Origin of the sequence: Modestobacter italicus, assembly GCF_019799965.1 — a bacterium.
GTDB classification, from domain to species: domain Bacteria; phylum Actinomycetota; class Actinomycetes; order Mycobacteriales; family Geodermatophilaceae; genus Modestobacter; species Modestobacter italicus_A.
Genome location: NZ_JABGCJ010000001.1, coordinates 642910 through 662617, shown reverse-complemented (window position 1 = coordinate 662617; position 19708 = coordinate 642910). Strand labels below are relative to the sequence as shown.

15 protein-coding genes are annotated in these 19708 nt (G+C 74.0%); 5 read left to right on the top strand and 10 right to left on the bottom strand.

Annotation, left to right across the window (positions count from 1 at the left end; all coding sequences use genetic code 11):
* Positions 1 to 3 precede the first annotated feature (3 nt).
* Complete coding sequence (locus HLA93_RS03255; protein WP_222192812.1) at positions 4 to 225, top strand: hypothetical protein; 222 nt, start codon at positions 4 to 6, stop codon at positions 223 to 225.
* Positions 226 to 266: 41 nt separating this feature from the next.
* Positions 267 to 1607 carry a glycosyltransferase family 2 protein gene (locus tag HLA93_RS03250; protein ID WP_222192811.1) on the top strand — a complete coding sequence of 447 codons (1341 nt, stop codon included), beginning with the start codon at positions 267 to 269 and terminating at the stop codon, positions 1605 to 1607.
* A gap of 47 nt (positions 1608 to 1654) precedes the next feature.
* Here the strand turns inward: HLA93_RS03250 and HLA93_RS03245 are convergent, their stop codons facing one another.
* The 4 genes from HLA93_RS03245 to HLA93_RS03230 all read right to left on the bottom strand — a co-directional run bounded on the left by HLA93_RS03245 (position 1655) and on the right by HLA93_RS03230 (position 7255).
* Positions 1655 to 4615, bottom strand: coding sequence for an acetoacetate--CoA ligase (locus HLA93_RS03245; RefSeq protein WP_222192810.1), 2961 nt, complete (start codon positions 4613 to 4615; stop codon positions 1655 to 1657).
* Complete coding sequence (locus tag HLA93_RS03240; protein WP_222192809.1) at positions 4612 to 5304, bottom strand: 4'-phosphopantetheinyl transferase family protein; 693 nt, start codon at positions 5302 to 5304, stop codon at positions 4612 to 4614. Before HLA93_RS03240 ends, HLA93_RS03245 begins: the two co-directional genes overlap by 4 nt.
* Positions 5301 to 6299: a glycosyltransferase family 2 protein gene (locus HLA93_RS03235; RefSeq protein WP_308127913.1), complete on the bottom strand. Its 999-nt coding sequence runs from the start codon at positions 6297 to 6299 to the stop codon at positions 5301 to 5303. Before HLA93_RS03235 ends, HLA93_RS03240 begins: the two co-directional genes overlap by 4 nt.
* A gap of 122 nt (positions 6300 to 6421) precedes the next feature.
* A complete protein-coding gene (locus HLA93_RS03230; RefSeq protein ID WP_222192808.1) occupies positions 6422 to 7255 on the bottom strand; it encodes a glycosyltransferase family 2 protein in 834 nt (277 codons plus the stop codon).
* A 512-nt stretch (positions 7256 to 7767) separates the two neighbouring features.
* Between HLA93_RS03230 and HLA93_RS03225 the strand changes: the two genes are divergently transcribed.
* On the top strand, positions 7768 to 9297 hold the full coding sequence (locus HLA93_RS03225) for a lipopolysaccharide biosynthesis protein (protein ID WP_222192807.1): 1530 nt from the start codon (positions 7768 to 7770) through the stop codon (positions 9295 to 9297).
* Here HLA93_RS03225 and HLA93_RS03220 read toward each other — a convergent pair.
* Positions 9294 to 10439 (bottom strand): glycosyltransferase family 4 protein, encoded by a 1146-nt coding sequence (locus tag HLA93_RS03220; RefSeq protein ID WP_222192806.1) that lies wholly within the window; start codon positions 10437 to 10439, stop codon positions 9294 to 9296. The two genes, HLA93_RS03225 and HLA93_RS03220, sit on opposite strands and share 4 nt — an antisense overlap.
* Positions 10440 to 10592: 153 nt before the next feature.
* On the opposite strand from HLA93_RS03220, the gene HLA93_RS03215 reads away from it, so the two are divergent.
* Positions 10593 to 11420, top strand: a complete 828-nt coding sequence (locus HLA93_RS03215) for a lysophospholipase (protein WP_222192805.1) — start codon at positions 10593 to 10595, stop codon at positions 11418 to 11420.
* Between the two features lie 10 nt (positions 11421 to 11430).
* On the opposite strand, the gene HLA93_RS03210 is transcribed toward HLA93_RS03215, so the two are convergent.
* Genes HLA93_RS03210 through HLA93_RS03200 form a run of 3 tightly spaced genes read right to left on the bottom strand, consistent with a single transcriptional unit; the run spans position 11431 to position 14141 of the window.
* Positions 11431 to 12405, bottom strand: a complete 975-nt coding sequence (locus HLA93_RS03210) for a glycoside hydrolase family 16 protein (protein WP_222192804.1) — start codon at positions 12403 to 12405, stop codon at positions 11431 to 11433.
* Positions 12406 to 12409: 4 nt separating this feature from the next.
* Positions 12410 to 13210 (bottom strand): metal-dependent hydrolase, encoded by an 801-nt coding sequence (locus tag HLA93_RS03205; protein WP_222192803.1) that lies wholly within the window; start codon positions 13208 to 13210, stop codon positions 12410 to 12412.
* Positions 13211 to 13214: 4 nt separating this feature from the next.
* Positions 13215 to 14141 (bottom strand): glycosyltransferase family 2 protein, encoded by a 927-nt coding sequence (locus HLA93_RS03200; protein ID WP_222192802.1) that lies wholly within the window; start codon positions 14139 to 14141, stop codon positions 13215 to 13217.
* 614 nt (positions 14142 to 14755) lie between these two features.
* On the opposite strand from HLA93_RS03200, the gene HLA93_RS21380 reads away from it, so the two are divergent.
* A complete protein-coding gene (locus HLA93_RS21380) occupies positions 14756 to 17740 on the top strand; it encodes a DUF7402 domain-containing protein (protein ID WP_222192801.1) in 2985 nt (994 codons plus the stop codon).
* Between the two features lie 133 nt (positions 17741 to 17873).
* Here HLA93_RS21380 and HLA93_RS03190 read toward each other — a convergent pair whose 3' ends face one another.
* Both HLA93_RS03190 and HLA93_RS03185 read right to left on the bottom strand, forming a co-directional pair.
* Entirely contained in the window at positions 17874 to 18386 is a 513-nt protein-coding gene (locus HLA93_RS03190; protein WP_222192800.1) for a diguanylate cyclase domain-containing protein, read from the bottom strand.
* A gap of 105 nt (positions 18387 to 18491) precedes the next feature.
* On the bottom strand, positions 18492 to 19331 hold the full coding sequence (locus HLA93_RS03185; RefSeq protein WP_222192799.1) for a hypothetical protein: 840 nt from the start codon (positions 19329 to 19331) through the stop codon (positions 18492 to 18494).
* Positions 19332 to 19708: the final 377 nt, after the last annotated feature.

The following is a 19708-nucleotide window of genomic DNA, read 5'->3' as shown; positions in this document are numbered from 1 at the left end:
CCGGTGGTGGATGCGCTCGCGGGCTGGGTCGGCGTCACGGTCTTCGTGCTGGCCGGGCTGCTCGCTCTCGGCCTCGAGGCCCGCGACCAGGTGCTGCGCGCCGGCCCTGCACGGGACGTCGTCCCGGAACGGCGGCGGTCACCTGTGCTGGGCTGGCTGCTCGTCGTCCTGGTCGTCGCAGCCCTGGCCGCGGTGGCGGTCCGGTTCGCCGTCTACCTGGGCTGACCGGCCGCGCTCCGCACCCGAACACCGATCGAGAGGCCCCCATGTCCGACGAGTCCACCCCGGGCGCGACCCACGACGGCGCAGCCGGCGGCGGCACCTGGTGCTGTGAGCTGGAGCTGTCCGCCGAGCCGAGGCTGCGCGCGGTCCTGCCCCTGCGCGGGGAGAACACCGCCCGGGTCCTCGTCCGGCTGCACGGCGCACCTCTGGGCTACGTGACCGTGGCGGTCGGGGACGCCGGGCTCGATGCCGCTGCGGTCGCCCGGGTGGCCCGCCTGGAGTTCGCCGAGGCCGTCACCGCCCACCTGGTGGAGGACGGGCTGCCCGCCCCGCTCGACCTGCCCCTGCCGGCCGCAGGGGGGCACTGTCCCGAGCTGGCCGAGTACGACGAGCTCGTCTCGGTGGTGGTGTGCACCCGGGACCGCAGCGACGTCCTGACCGGCTGCCTCGACCGGCTGGCCGCACTGACCCACCCGCACCTGGAGATCGTCGTCGTCGACAACGCGCCGACGGACGACCGCACCCGACGCCTCGTCGAGGCGGTCGCCGCCGAGGACCCCCGGTTCCGGTACGTCGTCGAACCCCGGCCCGGGCTGTCCTGCGCCCGCAACCGCGGCCTGGCCGAGGCCCGTGGCTCCGTCGTGGCCTACACCGACGACGACGTCGCCGTGGACCCGCGCTGGGTGCAGGGTCTGCTCCGGGGCTTCCGGCGTCAGGCGGACGTCGGTTGCGTGACCGGGCTGGTCTGCACCGCCGGGATCAGCAGCCGGGCCGAGGAGTACTTCGACGCCCGCACCTCCCTGTGGTCGACCCGGTGCGCGCCCCAGCTGTTCGACCTGGCCGGCAACCGGCCGGCTGACCCGCTCTACCCCTACGCCCCGGGGCTGTTCGGCACGGGGGCGAACTTCGCCTTCGACCGCGAGGTGCTGCTCGAGCTCGGTGGGTTCGACGAGGCGCTGGGCGCGGGCACGCTGACCCGGGGCGGTGAGGACCTGGACGCCTTCGTCCGGGTGCTGCGCGCCGGCCACGGCATCGCCTACGAGCCGGCGGCCGTCGTGTGGCACCACCACCGGGCCGACGACGCCGCTCTGCTGCGGCAGCTGTTCGGCTACGGCACCGGGCTGGCGGCCTACCTGGCCAAGTGCCTGCTGGCGGGGGACACCCGCCGGGAGGTGCTCCGTCGCGTGCCCGCCGGCCTCGCCCGCGGAAAGGGGATCGCGGAGTCCACCAGCGACCGCCTCGGCGCGACCGCGACCGCCCCGCGCGGCGCGGCCCGGCAGGAGCTCACCGGTCTCGCGGCCGGCCCGTTCCTGTACCTGCGCGCCCGGCGGGCCGCGCGGCGGTCCCCGGGCGTGCTGCCGGACCCGGTGGCGCTCGCCGGCTGACCCCCGGCCGGGGCGCGCGGCGCGCACCCCGGCCGGGGACCGGGCGGCTACCGGCTGGCGGACACCGCCGTCGAGACCCGGGCTGCCAGCACCTCGACGTGCCGGACCGCCAGGAGGTCGAAGTGGGCGCCCGGCACGGGCACCACCGTGAGGCGGGGAGCGGCCGCACGCCACACCGACAGCAGGTTCCCGGCGACCGGGATCCGCCGGCGGGCCAGGAAGTAGGTGACCGGGCCACCGTAGGGCTGCAACGCGTGCTGGTCGAAGACCACCTCGGAGTGGTCGAGGGCCTGGCGGTCCACCGGCCGGGTGGCCGGGCGGAACCGCTGCCGGAGCACCTCGCGGAGCGGGCGGTCGGCCAAGCCGGGGACGACGGCTCCGAGCTGCCCCGCCAGGTCGTGTGCCCACCGGCGTACCGACGTCATGCTCGCCCGCGGGGGCAGGACGTCGAGGAGCCCGAGGAACCCGACCGGCCGGCCCTGGAGCTCGAGCAGGCGGGCCGCCTCGAAGGCGACCAGGCCGCCGAAGGAGAACCCGGCGAGGTGCACGGGACCCACCGGCGCGACGGCCGACAGCTCGGTGACGGCCGCGGCGGCGAGCTCGGCGATCGACCGACGTCGCCCGTCGGCGTCGGTGAGCCGGGCGCGCACCCCGTACACCGGTCCGACGCCGGTCAGGCGTTGGGCCAGCGGGCGGTAGACGTCGACGTCCCCCCACGCGTCGTGGAGCAGGAAGAGCGGCGGGGCCGTGGGGTCGCCGGGGGCGAGCTGCACGACGTGCGGCTGGTCGGCGCCGGCACGCCGGACGGCGGCGGCCAGGCCGGCGATCGTCGGGTCGGCCAGGAACTGGTCCATCGGCACACCGGCTCCCAGCTCCAGGCGCAGCCGGCGCAGCAGGGTCATCGACTGGCGGGACGTGCCGCCGAGGTCGAAGAAGCTGTCGATGCCCTCGTGCGGCACGACGCCGAGCTCCCGCCAGAGCCGCCGGACTGCCGCGGTGTGCGGGTCGTGGTCCGGCTCGGCGGGGGCCACCTGGCGAGCGTCGGCGGCGGCCATGGCCTCGGTGATGCCGGTCAGCGAGCCCGGGTTGCGCAACGCCTCGACGTTGGCCACCCGGTCGCCGTTCACGGTGTCCCGGGCGGCCTTCTCCGACACCTTGCCGCTGTGGGTCATCGGCACCGCCGGCACCGCCAGGACCAGGGCGGGGACGTGGGCGGGCGAGGCCTGGCGCCGCAGCTCGTCGCGGATGGTCCGTTCCAGGGGCCCGTCCAGGACGACGCCCGCGCGCAGCTGGACCAGCAGCACCAGCCGGGTGGCGCCGGGGACGGTGGGGTGCCGCTGCTCCACCGCGACGGCCTGGGCGACCTGGGGGACGGCGGTGCGGAGCACCCGGTAGACCTCCGAGGGCCCGATCCGGACGCCGTCGATGTTCAGCACGCCGTCCGAGCGGCCGTGCACCCGGGCCGTGCCGTCCGCCTCGAGGTCGACGACGTCCCCGTGGGTCCAGGCGCCGGCGTGCTCGGCGTAGTAGGCGGCGTGCAGCCGGGCGCCGTCCGGGTCGGCCAGGAAGTGCACCGGCCGGGACGGGAACGGGGTGCGGCAGACCAGCTCACCGGCCTCCCCGAGCACGGGACGGCCGGCCGGGTCGAGGGCCGCGACGTCCATGCCGAGGCTGAGCGACTGGCTGCGGCCCCGGACCACGGGCAGTTCCGGGTGCCCGAGCACGAAGCAGCCGACGAGGTCGGTGCCGCCGCTGATGGACTGGAGCGGGAGCGGCCCGACGGCCTCGCTGAACCAGTCGAACTGCCAGTCGTGCAGCACGGACCCGGTGGACAGCACCGCGCGGAGGCGGTGCAGCGAGAACTCCTCGCCCGGGCGCAGGCCGAGGTCCTGGGAGAGCTGGAGCTGCGCCGGGCTGGTGCCGAAGACGGTGACGCCCTCGTCGGCGACGAGCTGCCAGAGCGTCTCGGGTCCGGTGACCGGGCCGTCGTAGAGCACCACGCGGGCACCGACCGCGAGCGCGGACAGCTGCCAGTTCCACATCATCCAGGCCGTGGTCGTGTGGAAGTACAGCGTGTCCCGGGCGTCGAGGTCACCGTGCAGCCGGTGCTCCTTGACGTGCTCCAGCAGGGTGCCGCCGATGCCGTGCACCATCGCCTTGGGCGGGCCGGTGGTGCCGGAGGAGAACATCACGAACAGCGGGTCGTTGAACGGCAGGCGGGGCCACGGGGTCCGCGGCGTCCCTGGTCCAAGATCGGCGAGGACGTCGCCCAGGCGCTGCACCCGGCGGTCGGGGACCTCCGGCAGCGGCAGGTCGTCCAGGACGAGCAGCGTGCCGGCCGTGGGCAGACCGGTGAGCAGCTGGTCGAGCACGTCCCCGGGGGCGCCGTCCCAGCCGGCCGGCGCGGCTGTGCGGTCGAGCAGCAGCACCGTGGGCGCCACCTGGGTGAAGCGGCCCAGCAGCGCGGTGGGCCCCATGTCGGGCATGCCCGAGGAGATGCTGGCGCCCACGGCGGCGGTGGCGAGCGCCGCGATCACGGTGCTGCCGTTGTTCGTGCCGACGACCACGGCACGGCCGCCGGCGCCCAGCCCCAGCACGGCCAGGGCGGTGGCGGTGTCGGCGACGGCCTCGCGCAGCTGACGCCGCGTCCACTGCTCCCGACCGCCGTCCGCGTGCAGCGCGGTCAGCGCCGGCCGGTCGTCGTCCACGCCGGCCAGGGGGCGCAACAGGTTCTCTGCATAGTTCAGCCGTACGCCGGGGAAGAAGGTGGCCGACTCGACGTCGTCGCTGGTGCACACCTCCTCCGCACTGCCCTCCCAGGCCAGCTGTGACCAGCTCAGGAAGGTCGCCCAGAAGTCGCGGAGGTGTGCCACGGAGTCCGCGTGCAGGGCCAGGGCATCAGCCAGGGGCCGTCCGGTGGACCGGGCGAGCACGTCACGGAACTCGGCGACCTGAGGGCGCGCGGGCAGCGGGGGGCTGGAGGCCGGGCGGAGGGACGTCTGGCTCATCGGAGGGTCACCGTTCCTTCGGCAGCACGGGAGGTAGGGCCGGACGGGCGGACGGCGAGGCTCGCCATCCACCCCGCGGGCACGTCGAGCGGGTGGAGGTGCCAGTCGCCGGCGGGACCGTGGCCGGCCTGGGCTGCCGCGGTGTCCACGGTGCGCGGGTCGACCAGGAGCCCGGTACCGACGCCCTTGAGCACGGCTTCCTTGCCGGTCCACGCCCGGGTCAGGGCCGCCGGCCACCGATCCGCCGGCAGCTGCGCGAGCGCGGTCTGCTCGGCCGCAGTCAGCCAGTCTTCGGCGTCGGCCGCCGCCGTGGTCAGGCGTTCCAGGTCGACGCCCATCCGGCAACGGCGGGCCACTGCCACCAGGCCCAGGGCACCGCTGGCGGAGCAGCCCAGGTCGACGTCCTGGCCGGCGAGTGCGCCGATCAGCGCGGGGCGGCCCGGCGGGTCGGCGAGCGGGACCTCCGCGGCGGTCAGCCCGAGCACCTCCCCGGCGAGCTGGCGGAGCGCGGCGCGGAGCAGGACCCGCCGGGTGCGGACCGGGGGCACGCCCCGGTCGGCGTGGGCCAGCTCGGCCGGGGTGAGACAGGCGCGCGCCGCCTCGACGTCGCTGGGCGAGGCGTCGACGGTGACGAGCCGCACCTGCACGTCCCAGTCCCGGGCCGGTCCGGCCGGCGAGCGTCCGCTCATGCCGCCGGCCGGCCCCCGCGGGTGGTCAGCCGTACCCGGGCCGCGACGTAGGCGGTGCCGGTGAGCGCGGTGCCCTCGATCAGGGCCAGTACCCGCGCGGCGCCGGACAGGTCGCCGCTGAGCAGCTGACGCAGTCCGGTGAGCACCGCGCGCGGCAGCGTCCGGCTCACGTAGCTGCGCTCGGCGGACAGCGCCGAGTCGGCGCCGGCCAGCTGGCTGACCAGTGCCTTGGACCGCCCCTCGGCACGGCAGCGGCGCCGGAAGTAGGCCCGGGTGACCCGGTCGGGCGTCACCGTGTGCCTGCACCCGGCGGTGGGCTGCAGCAGGATGCGGGCGCCCTCCTGCTCACGGGTGGCTCGGATCGAGAACTCGGTCTCCTCGCACCCCGCCGCGTCCTTGCCCAGCCGGCCCATCTCCGGGTCGAACCCGCCGCTGTGGCCGAACACCGATCGGCGGAACGCCATGTTGGCCCCGATCGGGTTGCGGACCTCGGCCTGTGTGGTGGGCAGCCCGGCGTAGCTGCAGCCCACGACCCAGAGGAACTCCTCGGGGAACCAGCTCGGCCGCGGGGCCCGCCAGTTCGGCGTCACGTGACCGCCGACGCCGATCACGTTCGACGCGGTGAAGGCCTCCAGCAGCCGTTCCACCCAGTCGGGATCGGCCGTCGCGTCGTCGTCCAGGAACGCCACGACGTCACCGGTGGCGGACGCGACCCCGGAGTTGCGGGCGTCGGAGAGGCCGCGGGCGCCGGTGTTGGGCAGGCAGATCACCTCGGGGAACGCACTGCGGGCCCGCTCGAGCAGCTCGGGGTTGTGGTCGCTGACCAGCAGCACCTCCGCGGGCGGGCGGGTCTGGTGGCGCAGGCTCTCGACGGCGGCCACGATGTCGTCCCAGCGGTCGAGCGTGTACGCGCAGATCACCACGCTCATGCTCAGTTCGTCGGGTCGGGAGCCGCTCTCCGGCCGTGTGGTCCGGGTGCCCGGTGCAGTGGTCACCGACGTCCTCTCGTGTGGTGTCCGGACGTGGTCCGGGGGCCGCAGCGTATCGGCGCCCGCACCTCTCTGACCTGGGCTCTCACTCGTCCGGGGCACCCCCGTCCGGGTCGCCCCGGACCCGCTCAGGCGGTCCGGGAGAGCTCGGTGCGCTGGGTGGGGAGGGCGGCGGGGGGCATGCGGCGGATGGCGGCGGCCTGGGTGGCGCCGGTGCCGTTGAGGCGTTCGATGAGCAGGGCGCGCAGGACGCGGAGGCCGTCGCGCCAGGTGTTGAGGTTGCTGGTGCCGAAGCGGCGGTCGTACTCGTAGCTGGGGACCTCGACGATGTGGAGGCCGGCCTTGGCGACGCGGGTGTTGATGATGGTCTCGATCTCGAAGCCGTCGCCCCAGAGCTTGTGCTGGGTGGTGCGGTCGCCGGCGTCGAGGGCGAGGACGTCGAGGCAGCGGGTCCAGAAGGCGTTGTAGCCATAGCACAGGTCGGTGTAGCGGGTGCCGAAGAGGAGGTTGGCGGCGCGGTTGAGCCAGCGGTTGCCCCAGGCGCGGATGCGGGTGATGTCGGAGCTGCCGCCGCCGTTGGCGAAGCGGGTGCCCTTGGCGAAGTCGGCGCCGTTGGTGAGGGCGGCGACGTAGTCGGGGATCTCGCGGGGGTCGGCGGAGCCGTCGGCGTCGAGCATGACGATGATGTCGCCGGTGACGGCGGCGAAGCCGCAGGCCATGGCGTTGCCCTTGCCGCGCCGGTTCTGCAGGACGATCTTGACGTCGGGGCGGAGGGTGCGGGCGACGTCGATGGTGTCGTCGATGCTGCAGCCGTCGACGACGATGACCTCGTGGATGTCGGCGGGGAGCAGGGCGAAGACGTGGGGGAGGTTCTTGGCCTCGTTGTAGGTGGGGATGACCACGCTGACCCGGGGGTTGGCGGGGGTGGTGGTGAACAGGGCGGTGGTGGTGCGGCGGGGCATGGATCTGTCCTCTCGAGGGGGACGGGTCCGGTTTCGCCTCTGCTCTCCGCCGGGCTGTGGCGACCAATGTGCGCCCGGCGGGTCAACGCTCACCCGTACATGTGGCTGGGGGCCGGCCCTCCTCGTCGCGGTGACCCACGGTTGCCGCATGGGGTGCGGTCGAACCGGGATCACCTCGCCGAGGTGAAGAGAGTCGGTTCCTCAGTGACTGTGCGTCACCTTGGTACGGGGTCGGCTCAGGCCCGGGGAACCCGGCTTCCCCTGCTCGGGTGACGAACGGCGCCAGGTTCGATCGGACGGGTGAGCGGCCGGGCCCGGCTGCTCGTTGCACCTCTCCGGCGGGCTCGGTCCCGCCGTCCGGCCCGCTGACCGGCCGCGTCATCCGGGTGGGTGAGACGCCGGTCGGAACAGCGCACTCCGGGCCGCCGACCACCTAGCGTGGCGGTGCTCGGGGCCGATGGGCGGTCACGGCGGAAGGGGCACGAGTGTCGTCGTCCGGTGGAGCGGCCCCGGTGCACGGGCAGGCGGACGGCGCACCTCCGGATCCGGAGACCCCGGCCCGCGCCGGTCACGACGAGCAGGCGGGCGCTGCCGCCGCGCTCCCCGGGACCGAGACGGCCGCGCCGTCCCTGTTCGGCCGGGGGCTGCTGTACGTGGCGATCTGGGCGGTGCAGCTGGCCGCCGCCGTTGTGGTCTTCCCGGTGCTGGCCCACCTCGTCCCCGGAGCGGAGTTCGGGCGGCTGAGCTCGGCGATCGCGCTGAGCCAGGTCCTGGTGGTCCTCTCGCTGATGGGCCTGGACCAGGCGCTGGTGGTGCTGCGGGCGCAGACCGGCAACGACCGGGGCGCCCGCTCCCTGGTCGCCCTGGGCGTCGGGCTGGCCGCGCTGGTGTCCGTGGTCGCCGCCATCACCTCGGGCCTGTGGAGCGGCCTGCTGGGCTTCTCCGGTGCGCAGGGCGTCGTGCTGGTGGCCCTGGCCTGGACGTTGCCGGCCGCCGGTGTCCTGCTGTCCTCCGCGCAACTGCTCAGCCAGGACCGGTTGAAGGCCTTCTCCCTGGTGAACGTGGCCTACGGGGTGGGCGGCCCGGTGACCGGTATGGCCCTGCTGGTGCTCACGGACTCCCGGACGGCGGTCACCTACGCGCTGGGCCACCTGGGTGCACTAGTGGTGACGCTGCTGCTCGCCCTGGCCCTGGTGCGGCCGACCTGGCGCGGATCGGCGGACGTGCCGCTGGCTGGCCGGGCGCTGCGGATGGGCCTGCCGCTGATGGTCAGCTCGCTCGCGGTGTACGTGCTGAACGCCGGTGACCGGCTGGTGATCCAGAGCGTGCTGGGCGCCACCGAGGTGGGGCGCTACCAGATCGCGTACAACGTCGGGAACGTCGCCATCCTGTTGCTGGGTCTGGCGAGCGCGGCCTGGGCGCCGCAGATCAGTGCCGTCCGGGACGAGGCGCAGCGGTGGGCACTCATCGCACGCTCCCGGGACGCGCTGTTCCGGCTGATGGTCCCGGTCGTCCTGGGCATGACCCTCGGCGCGCCACTGGCGCTGACGATCGCGGCGCCGGAGAGCTTCCGGCCCGACGAGCTGGTGCTCGTGGCGTTCCTGGTGGCCGCCGCGGGGTTCCCGGTGCTCGTCGGCAACGCCTCGGCGCGCGAGCTCATCGTCCGCGAGCGCACCCGGTCCCTCGCGGTCGCGGCGATCGTCGCCGCCGTGGTCAACGTGGGCCTCAACGTGCTCCTGCTGCCCCTGTGGGGGCTGCCGGGAGCGGCTGCCGCGACCATCGTCGCCTTCTGCGTCCAGACCCTGCTGCACCGGCTCTCGCTGCCGGGACACGTGGTCTGGCCCGGCGTCCCCCGCCGGCTCCTGGCGGCCGGCGGGCTCGCGCTCGCGGTCAGCGCGGGCTCGCTGTCGTTGCCGCAGGACACGGCGTGGGACCTCGGCCGGTTCGCGGTCGCGCTGGCCTGCCTGCCGTGGTTCCTCCGGGAACTGCGGCTGGCCCGGGCCGGCGACGGTCCGACGGCGGCCCCCACCCAGCCGGTCTAGCGCGCGGCTCCCCGGCTGTGCCGGGAGAGCACCTGCTCAACCCGGGTGACGTGGTCGGTGAACGAGAAGTGCTCCCGCGCCTGGGTCGCGCAGCGCGTGCCGAGGCCCGGGTCGGCCCGTCGCCAGTCGAGGAGGTCGACCAGGCCCGCGGCGAAGGCGTCCACGTCGGTCTGCGGCACGAGCAGCCGGGACAGCGCGCCGGACAGGATCTCCGGTACCCCGCCGACCGACGTGGCGAGCACCGGCCGGCCGGTCATCAGCCCCTCCAGCGCGACCCGCCCGAACGACTCGGGGAGCTGGCTGGGGAAGAGCACGAGGTCGGTGGCGTGCAGCAGCGGCACGACGTCCCGTTGCGCCGGCAGCAGCGTGGCCGCGCCGCCGGACACGAGCTCAGCCACCCGCCCCGGCAGCGCCGGGTCCCCGCCCGGCGTGAAGTCGCCGGCCAGCAACAGGTGCGCGCCGCGCAGCCGAGGTGTCGCCCGGTCCCAGGCGTCCAGGGCCATCCGCAGGCCCTTGGACTCGTCCAGGCGTCCGTAGAAGAGTGCGATCGGCACGTCCGGCGGCAGCCCCAGCTCGGTACGCGCCATGGCCCGCTCGGCCTGGCCGCCGACCGGGTAGCCGCCCTCGGGGACGGCGTTGTGCACGACGTCGATGCGCTCGGGGGCCAGGCCGGCGGCGGCCCAGTGCTCGCGCATGAAGGCCGAGACGGCGATGAACCTGCGGACCCCACTGGCCGCAACCGGGACCAGCCGGCTGGCGTTGAGCGCGTGGTGCAGGTGGCAGACGATCGGCGTGCCAGACCGCCGGGCGACCACCTGACCCCAGATGGCGTGCTCGAAACGCTGCAGCCAGAGGACGTCCGGGCGCAGTCGCGCGGCCAGCGACGCGGTCGGCAGAGACCGCAGGGCGGCCGGGACGGCGGTGGCGACGGTGGGCGGGAGGAACGCCTGCGGCCCGTGAAGGGTGACGCCGGCGGCCTCGAACTCCGGCCGCATGTCCGGCAGCACCCCGTCGCTGAGCGGCGGCCCGAACACCAGGTGCACCTCGTGGCCGCGGCTGACCAGGGCGCGGGTCACCTCGAGGGCGTTCACCTCGACGCCACCGAGCCGTTCGAGGCTGAGGGCGTTGGTCAGGATCTTCACGCGCGGCGACCCGAAGCCGCTCCGGAGACGCTCGTGCTCCGGTGTCCAGACATGCGGTCACGGTAGCGGGCGGGCTCCCCTCTTCGGGTGAGCGGCGCCGGTGCAGCCGCCGGATGCGCCGGTCCGGGGCGCCGGGCGACCTAACCTCGCTGCGTGAGGACCACGTTGAGCGCTGCCCCCCGCCGGACCCGCCGTCGGGCTGCGGTCGGTGTCCTGGTCGCCGTCCTGGGCGCGTCCGGGTGCGGGGTCGGCGACCCGGCGGCCTCGCCGCCCGTGCAGCCGGCGGCGCCGGAGGTGGTCGAGTTGACCGTGGGCGGTCAGCCGGCGGTCGCGGTGGTCCCGGACGTCGAGGAGCTGAGCGGTCTGGTGCTCTACGTCCACGGTGCGGGCGAGGACGCCGGCTCGCTCCAGGCCGGCGACGACCAGGCCCGGGTGACCGCGCGCCTCACCTCCGACGGGTACGTGGTGGCGGCCAGCGACGCCCACCTGGACGCGTTCGGCAACGCGGCGTCCCAGCAGGACTACGTGGACCTCGCGGCCGAGCTGACCCGGCGGTACGGCACGACACGGACGTTCCTGCTCGCCGAGTCGATGGGCGGGGTGGCGGGCCTGCAGCTGTTGGCCGGTGACCGCATCCCCGGGCTGTTGGGCATGGCGGCCATCTCCCCGCTCGTCGACCTCGACGTCATCGTCGGGACGGACTACGAGACGCCGGTGCGCCGGGCTTGGGGGGGCCGGCTGCCGACCGGGACCGAGAACCCGGCCGAGCTGCCGGCGGAGGCGTTCGCGGGCACCTCGATGCGCTTCTACCTGGCCGCCGAGGACGAGCTCGTCGTCTCCGCGCAGAACGCCGACCCGCTGGTGTCCCGGCTCCAGGAGGTCGCCGACGTCAGCGTCGTGGCCTGCGAGGGCGGGCACATCGACCCCTCCTGCTTCCAGCCCGACGACCTGGCCGACTGGTTCGGCGGCCTCGCGGGCTGACCCGGTCCGCTCAGGCCGGCGCCCAGACGGCGACCCAGTCGATCTGCACGTGCCCGGCGGCGTCCGGGTCGGGTGGCAGGTCGCTGAGCTGGGTCTCGGTCTGCAGCACCCACCGCATCGGGTCCACGGGGACCGCGCGGGGGTCGGTGGTCGTCCACTCGCGGTCGTCGAGCAGGAAGGTGAGGCGGCCGGGCGTCCACTCGATGGTCGCCGTGTGCCACTCCTGCATGGACGTGCCGGTCTCGATGGACCAGGCGTTCTCCGCCGGATCGCCTGTGACGTCGTGGGCGTTGCCGTCGATGGTCTCCCCGAGGTCGCCCTCCGGGAAGTCGACCTCGCCCTCGGTCCAGTCGTCGCTGGTCGGCCACAGCAGCCATGCGACCTTGTAGCCGGGTACGCGGTCGGCGCGGAACCGCACGGACCAGCGGCCGTGCAGCCGGCCGTCCCACCAGTTGCCGTCGCCGTCGGCGGTCGGCGTCAGCGCCATGACCTGCGGCGTCCCGTCGCGGGTGTGCACGTGGACGTCGAGCACCCCGTCGGCGACGGTGGTGGTCGTGCGGCTGTCGTACCGGCCGCGGGTGCCGCTGGGACGTCCGAGGTCCCGGGAGGTGTCGGTCGCCCCGTCGTAGCCGGCCCAGCCGGGGTACCTGGTGGCGAAGTCGCCCAGCTCGGCGTCGGTGTCGAAGTCCTGGACCAGCACGAGGTCCCAGCCGGGGAGGTCGTGCACCGGTCCGTCGGAGGAGTGGCGGATGACGATGACCCCTCCGAGCAGCGTGAGGCAGGCGATGACGGCGGCCAGGCCCCTGGCCCCGCGGCCGGCCCGGGCCTCCTGCGGCGTGCGTGCAGCTCCGAGGGTAGGTTCTGCCGGCGGTCGGCCGACGTCGTCCGTTGGCCCGTGACCTCGGAGGTCGTGCGCGTGGAACTCCCCCCGGACGTGCGGATCGGCCGGTCGGCCGGTCACCTCGTGCTGGTCGGGGGCCGTCATGACCTCACGCCCCGGCCGGAGCGTCGCTTGCCGGGCCCGTCGAGCGCCGGGGAGACTGGTCGCGTGCCGGCTGCTGCGGGGAAGACGTGTGGGTGTGGCCATGCCCGGCAGGCGCACCAGCACTACCGTCCTGGGTCCGACTGCGCGCTGTGCGGCTGCGCCCGGTTCCACCGTCCGCTGCTGGCCCGTCTCCGGGGGCTGGGTCGCTGACCTGGTCCGGCCGCTGGCCGGCGTGCAGCGCGACCAGCGCGGCACCCACGAGCACCAGCAGGTACAGCGGGTAGGGCATCGTCAGGCTCTGCGCGGAGGCCGGCCAGCCGAGGGGCACGCCCGGACCGGTGGCCAGGTCGCGGACGAGGTGGGTGCCGATCCCCAGCGCCAGGCCGAGACCGGCCGACCGGAGCGCCGGCAGGCTCGCCGCGGCGACCAGCAGCAGCACGGTGGCGAGCGAGTGCGTCACCGGGCGGCCGCCGGGTGAGGCGATCGCCTCCCAGCCCAGGTAGAGCGGCAGGTGGTCCAGGTCGAGGGCGACCGACCCGACGAGCGCCCAGCCGACGACGCGACCGCTCAGCCACCGGCTGAGTGCGCCGACCAGCAGCACGGCGGTGAGCAGGTGGGCCGGCTCGTCGAGTGCGCCGACCACCACGGTCGGCCACGCCCACTCGGTCCGCACCCGGTCGAGGACCGGCACGAGCAGGAGGGCGGTCAGCACCAGCACGGCGGACGGGACCCAGGCGCTCGAGCTGCCGGGGCGGCGCGGCACCGCACCCTCGCCGAGGGCGCTGCTCCGGTGCCGGCCGCCCATCAGGTCAGGCGCTGTGGCTCTGGGCGAGCACGGTCTCCGGGCGGACGACGTTGCCTGCCACCTGGTACGCCGGGGCGGGTGCCGCCGCGGGGAGCGGTGCCACGTCGTCGGACGCCCCAGCCGCGTGGGTGGGGAGGGCGGCGGGGGGCATGCGGCGGATGGCGGCGGCCTGGGTGGCGCCGGTGCCGTTGAGGCGTTCGATGAGCAGGGCGCGCAGGACGCGGAGGCCGTCGCGCCAGGTGTTGAGGTTGCTGGTGCCGAAGCGGCGGTCGTACTCGTAGCTGGGGACCTCGACGATGTGGAGGCCGGCCTTGGCGACGCGGGTGTTGATGATGGTCTCGATCTCGAAGCCGTCGCCCCAGAGCTTGTGCTGGGTGGTGCGGTCGCCGGCGTCGAGGGCGAGGACGTCGAGGCAGCGGGTCCAGAAGGCGTTGTAGCCATAGCACAGGTCGGTGTAGCGGGTGCCGAAGAGGAGGTTGGCGGCGCGGTTGAGCCAGCGGTTGCCCCAGGCGCGGATGCGGGTGATGTCGGAGCTGCCGCCGCCGTTGGCGAAGCGGGTGCCCTTGGCGAAGTCGGCGCCGTTGGTGAGGGCGGCGACGTAGTCGGGGATCTCGCGGGGGTCGGCGGAGCCGTCGGCGTCGAGCATGACGATGATGTCGCCGGTGACGGCGGCGAAGCCGCAGGCCATGGCGTTGCCCTTGCCGCGCCGGTTCTGCAGGACGATCTTGACGTCGGGGCGGAGGGTGCGGGCGACGTCGATGGTGTCGTCGATGCTGCAGCCGTCGACGACGATGACCTCGTGGATGTCGGCGGGGAGCAGGGCGAAGACGTGGGGGAGGTTCTTGGCCTCGTTGTAGGTGGGGATGACCACGCTGACCCGGGGGTTGGCGGGGGTGGTGGTGAACAGGGCGGTGGTGGTGCGGCGGGGCATGGATCTGTCCTCTCGAGGGGGACGGGTCCGGTTTCGCCTCTGCTCTCCGCCGGGCTGTGGCGACCAATGTGCGCCCGGCGGGTCAACGCTCACCCGTGCTCTGCTTGACGTGCTGGCTGTGGGAACGGCTCGCTCACCAGAACGAGCTGCTCCGATCTGGCAGCGAGCCCGGCGACCATCACTCTCCGTCGCGCTCTGCCGCCATTCCTACCGACAGTGACGGATGGGTGGAACCGCTCGGGCCGTTTTTCACCCGCCCGAGTGGACGCCTCGTCACTCACAGTCAGGCAAGGGGCACGGAGGTCATTGCCGCGCCGTAGGCCGTGGTCCTGGTCGACCGGGCTCGGACGACCCTGCGCCAGGGCTTCCTCGACTCGCCAGCCGATGGCCACCGCCGGGTCGCTCGCCGCCGTCGGCTCAGGCGGTGGACATGCCTCCACCGGCACCACCGGACGGGTGCTCTGCTCGTGCGCGGCGGTCACGCCGTGCACCCGATGTGACGTCAGCGAGCCCGGTGCTGTCACCCGATCGGCTGGCTGTTGCCCGTGATCGACTCGAGTTCCCTTACGGTCCGTCACGGCCGCCGATCCGGCGCCGGCGATGGAGGAACCACTGTGACCACAGCACCGACCAGCACGACGACGTCCGGTCCCGGACCGCGAGCCGCGGCCTCCGGGGGTCGGCTGCTGCGGCGTGCCACCGCTCTGGGCCTGCTCAGCCTGCTGACCGTGCTGGGGATGACCGGTGTGGCCGCACCCGCCGCATCAGCCGCCATCGGCTGCAGCATCAGCGTCATCGCGCACCCGGACGACGACCTGTTCTTCCAGAACCCCGCCGTGCAGGCGGACGTCGCCGGTGGCGGGTGCGTGAGCACGGTCTACGTCACCTCGGGCGACGGTGGGCGGGGGACCACCTACTCGCGCAGCCGGGAAGCCGGTGTCCGTGCCGCCTACGCCACGATGGCGGGCACCCCGAACGAGTGGACCACCACGGCCGTCACGGTCGCGGGCAAGGTCGTCACCCGGTCGACGCTGGCCGCGGCGCCGCAGATCTCGCTGGTCTTCCTGCGCCTGCCCGACGGCAACATGGACGGCAGCGGCACCACCACCTCCGGGTTCACCAGCCTCCAGCAGCTCTACGCGGGCGAGATCGCGTCGCTGACGACGGTCGACGACCCGATCCAGAGCTACACGACCACCGAGGTGGTCGACACCATCGGCGCGCTCATCACCTCGAGCGGGGCCACCGAGATCCGCACGCTCGACGAGCTCGGTGACTACGGCGACGGTGACCACAGCGACCACTACACGGTGGCCCGGCTGACGGTGCAGGCGCGCAACACCCACGCACCGACCGTGCCGGTGCAGGGGTATCTGGGCTACCCGAGCGCCCAGCTCGAGGAGAACGTCTCCGGGGCAGCGCTCAGCGCCAAGCAGGACGCCTTCCTCGCCTACGCCCCCTACGACTCGCAAATGTGCCGGACCCTGAGCGACTGCTCAGTGCGGGCCGAGGGCACCTGGCTGCCCCGCCAGCACCTGTCCACCGACATGTACACCCCGCCGGCGCCGATCACGGACGGGAACCTCGCCGCGGCGGCGACGGTGACCGCCTCCTCGCAGAACACCTCGACCGGGCAGACCGCGAAGAAGGCGGTCGACGGCGTGATCGACGGCTACCCGGGCGACCACACGGCTGAGTGGGCGACGCAGGGTGGTGGCGCCGGCAGCTGGCTGCAGCTCAGCTGGCTGGAGGCGGTGCAGCTGGACACCGTCGTCCTGTACGACCGGCCCAACACCGGGGACCGGGTCACCGGGGGCACGCTCACCTTCTCCGACGGGTCGACCGTGTCCGTTCCGGCGCTCGACGACGCCGGCGGCGCCGTGACGGTGGCGTTCAGCCCGCGCACGACGACGAGCGTGCGGTTCAGCGTGGCCAGCGTCAGTGCGACGACCGGCAACGTCGGCCTCGCGGAGCTGGAGGCATGGACGCCGGGCTCGACCCCGGTCGAGCCGACGGATCCGACGGATCCGACGGACCCGTCTGAGCCGGTGGAGCCGGTGACGCCGGTGGTTAACGTCGCGGGTGGGGCGTCGGTGGTCGCGTCGTCGGAGAACCCGAATGACGGGCAGACGGCGGTGAAGGCCGTCGATGGTGTGGTGGACGGTTACCCGGGTGACCACACGGCTGAGTGGGCGACGCAGGGTGGTGGCGCCGGTAGTTGGTTGGAGCTGACCTGGGCTGAGCCGGTGACGGTGAACCGGGTGGTGCTCAACGACCGTCCCAACGGCAGTGATCAGGTGACGGCGGGGACCCTGACGTTCTCGGATGGTTCGACGGTCGCCGTGCCGGCGTTGGACGATGCCGGTGCGGGGACGCAGTTGACCTTCGCCAGCCGGACGACGACGAGTCTGCGGCTGACCATCACCGGGGTCAGCGCAGCGACCAACAACGTCGGGCTTGCCGAGATCCAGGTGTGGACCACCGGCGCGGAGACCGATCCCGTGGACCCGGCCGACCCGACGGGGCCCACCGACCCGACTGAGCCGACGGACCCGTCTGAGCCGGTGGAGCCGGTGGAGCCGGTGACGCCGGTGGTTAACGTCGCGGGTGGGGCGTCGGTGGTCGCGTCGTCGGAGAACCCGAATGACGGGCAGACGGCGGTGAAGGCCGTCGATGGTGTGGTGGACGGTTACCCGGGTGACCACACGGCTGAGTGGGCGACGCAGGGTGGTGGCGCCGGTAGTTGGTTGGAGCTGACCTGGGCTGAGCCGGTGACGGTGAACCGGGTGGTGCTCAACGACCGTCCCAACGGCAGTGATCAGGTGACGGCGGGGACCCTGACGTTCTCGGATGGTTCGACGGTCGCCGTGCCGGCGTTGGACGATGCCGGTGCGGGGACGCAGTTGACCTTCGCCAGCCGGACGACGACGAGTCTGCGGCTGGCGATCACCGGGGTCAGCGAGGAGACCAGCAACGTCGGGCTCGCCGAGATCCAGGTCTGGTCGGGTGGCACAACGACCGAGCCGAGCGACCCGACGGAGCCGGTCGAGCCGACTGACCCGACGGAGCCGGTAGAGCCGACGGACCCGGTGGAGCCGACGGACCCGGTGGAGCCGACGGACCCGGTGGAGCCGACGGACCCGACCGACCCGGTAGAGCCGACCGACCCGGTGGAGCCGACGGACCCGGTGGAGCCGACGGACCCGGTGGAGCCGACGGACCCGGCCGAGGTGGCCACGGTGACGGCGGAGCCCACCACGGCGCCGACAGGACCTGAGCTGGCCTCGAGCGCCTGGATCGCGGACGGCACGCCCGGCCAGACCGTCGGGTCATGGGCCGAGTTCACCTGGCCGACCCCGGTGCAGGTCGGCCGGCTGGTCTTCCGCGACCCGACGGGATCGTTCGGCGGAGCCACCGAGGTTACGCTGACCCTCTCGGACGGCTCCGTGGTGGTCGTCCCGCTGTTCCCGACGCCCACCGGGGAGCTCACGGCGACCTTCCTGGCCCGGACGGTGGAGTCCGTGCGCATCACGGTCGAGGAGGCCTCGTCGACCGATGGGGACATCTTCGGGACCACGGTCCTGATCTACGCAGCCTGACCGCCGATCCCGCGGCGTGCGCACTGGGGACGTGGAGCTGCCCCGTACCGCCGGGACACGGCGGCACGGGGCAGGACTGGGGGGAGTTCAGCCGATCGGCCGGGGGCCCTCCGCGCCGCTGCGGCGGGGCCGGTCAGTGACGGGCGCCGCTGTAGCGGATGACCCGGCCGCCGCCCACGCTGCGGGCGGCGGTGAGGCAGAGGGTGGCCCGGCGGTGCACCTCGGTGGGTGCGGCGTCGGGGGAGAGCCCGGCGATGCCCGCGCAGGCGGTGAGTCCGGGAACGCCGGCGTCGGCGACGACCTGCAGCAGGCGGTTGGCCGCCGTCTCAGCGTGGTGCGCGGGACTGTCGAGCACCACGGCGAACTCGCTTGGGCCGGAACGGGCCAGCCAGTCACCGCCCCGCACGTTGGCCGAGAGTGCAGCCGCAACCCGGTCGAGGTGGGCACCAGGCGTGGGCCAGCCGTTGTCGCGGCGCAGCAGCCCGACGAGCACCAGCGCGGTCGGGGCGACGTCGGAAATCGGTGTCCGCTCGGCGAGGCGGTCGATCAGGGTCGCGCGGGTCGGCAGGAGGGAGATGGCGCTGGTGGCCTGGAGGTCGAGCTGCGGCAGAACCTCGTGGGCGACCGAGTTGGCGGCGATCGGCATGAACGGGTTGTCGTCCCGTCGACCAACTCAGTTGAGCCCCGAAACGCTCTTGCTCGCTCGGACGAGGGAGACCGGCCAGTGCTTGGGTTTAGCCGCGCCAGTGGCTCAGTCGCCGATCAGGTCGCCGACCAGGTCGATGATCTCCCCGATGGCACCGGACGTCTCCGCCGGTGTCTCGGTGGGCGTGGGCATGGCGGTCTCGGTCGGCTGAGGCGCGGACGTCGTCGGCTCGGGGGCGGACGGCGCGCCGGTCTCCGTCGGGGCTGGCCCCGTGGGGACCGGCAGCGGCAGGGGGGCGTCGTCGTCGGACAAGACGGGGGCGTCAGCTTTTCCGTCAGGTGATGGAACTGTCGACGTCTGCTCCTGCTCGGTCCGCTGCAATGTGGCGGGCGTCATCGTCCCGGTGCCTGTGCTGCTGGGAGCGGCCGCGGGGCCGGTCTCCGTGACGTCGGGCGCCGCCTCGATGGTCACGGACCCCCCGACACTGCTGGACTGCGCCGGGTCGGCACTGCTCGCTGCGCTGCTGGCCGCGGTGTTGCGGCCGGACGGCGTGCCGGCTGCGGACGTCTCGCGGCCCGTCGGGGCGGTGGTGGCCGAGAGCTGGCCCCGTGCGGGGGCGGAGGTCGCGGTGCCGATCAGCCCGCCGCGGCTGATCGCCTCGAGGGTGTCGGTGGCGTGATCGGGGTGGGCGGCGACCTCGGCGGCGACGGCGTCGTGTAGGCCGAGGGCGCTGTTCGAGCGCGCGAGCACCGGAGCAAGAGCGACGGCGATCAGTGCCGCGCCGGCCAGGATCCGCTGCGGTGCACGGCTCCGAGCCCGCCGGACGGCGTCCGGGTGCGCCTTCGGGGCGGCGTCAGCGGCGTGCCGCCGACGAGGGGCGGCGTTCTGCTCGGGCGCGGGCTGGGCGCTGACGGCCCGGTGGCGCCCAGTGTCGGTGAGCGGCACCTCGATCCGGCGGTGGCGGCCCGTGGTCTCTGGACCAGATCTTGCGTCCTGCACTCTTCCCCCTCGCACCGCCGACCACCCGATCGACTCACAGCAACGTAATTCGCATGGCACTCCGTGCCCATAGCACCACGGCGTGTCACGAATGACACGCGGAACGAATCGCATGAGCTGTGGACCCGCTGTCTCGATCAGGAGTCCGATGAGCGAACGCAGATCGGGCGGGCCTGCTGACTGCGATAACGCGACCGCCAGCATCTGTCCGGTCTGGCTGTCGGGCTTCCTCGGCGAGCGTTGGGTCCAGAGGACGACTGAGTGTCAGAGCCCTCTTTCGCGCGACCGGGGTGGACGCGCCCATGACGAGACCGCTGATCACG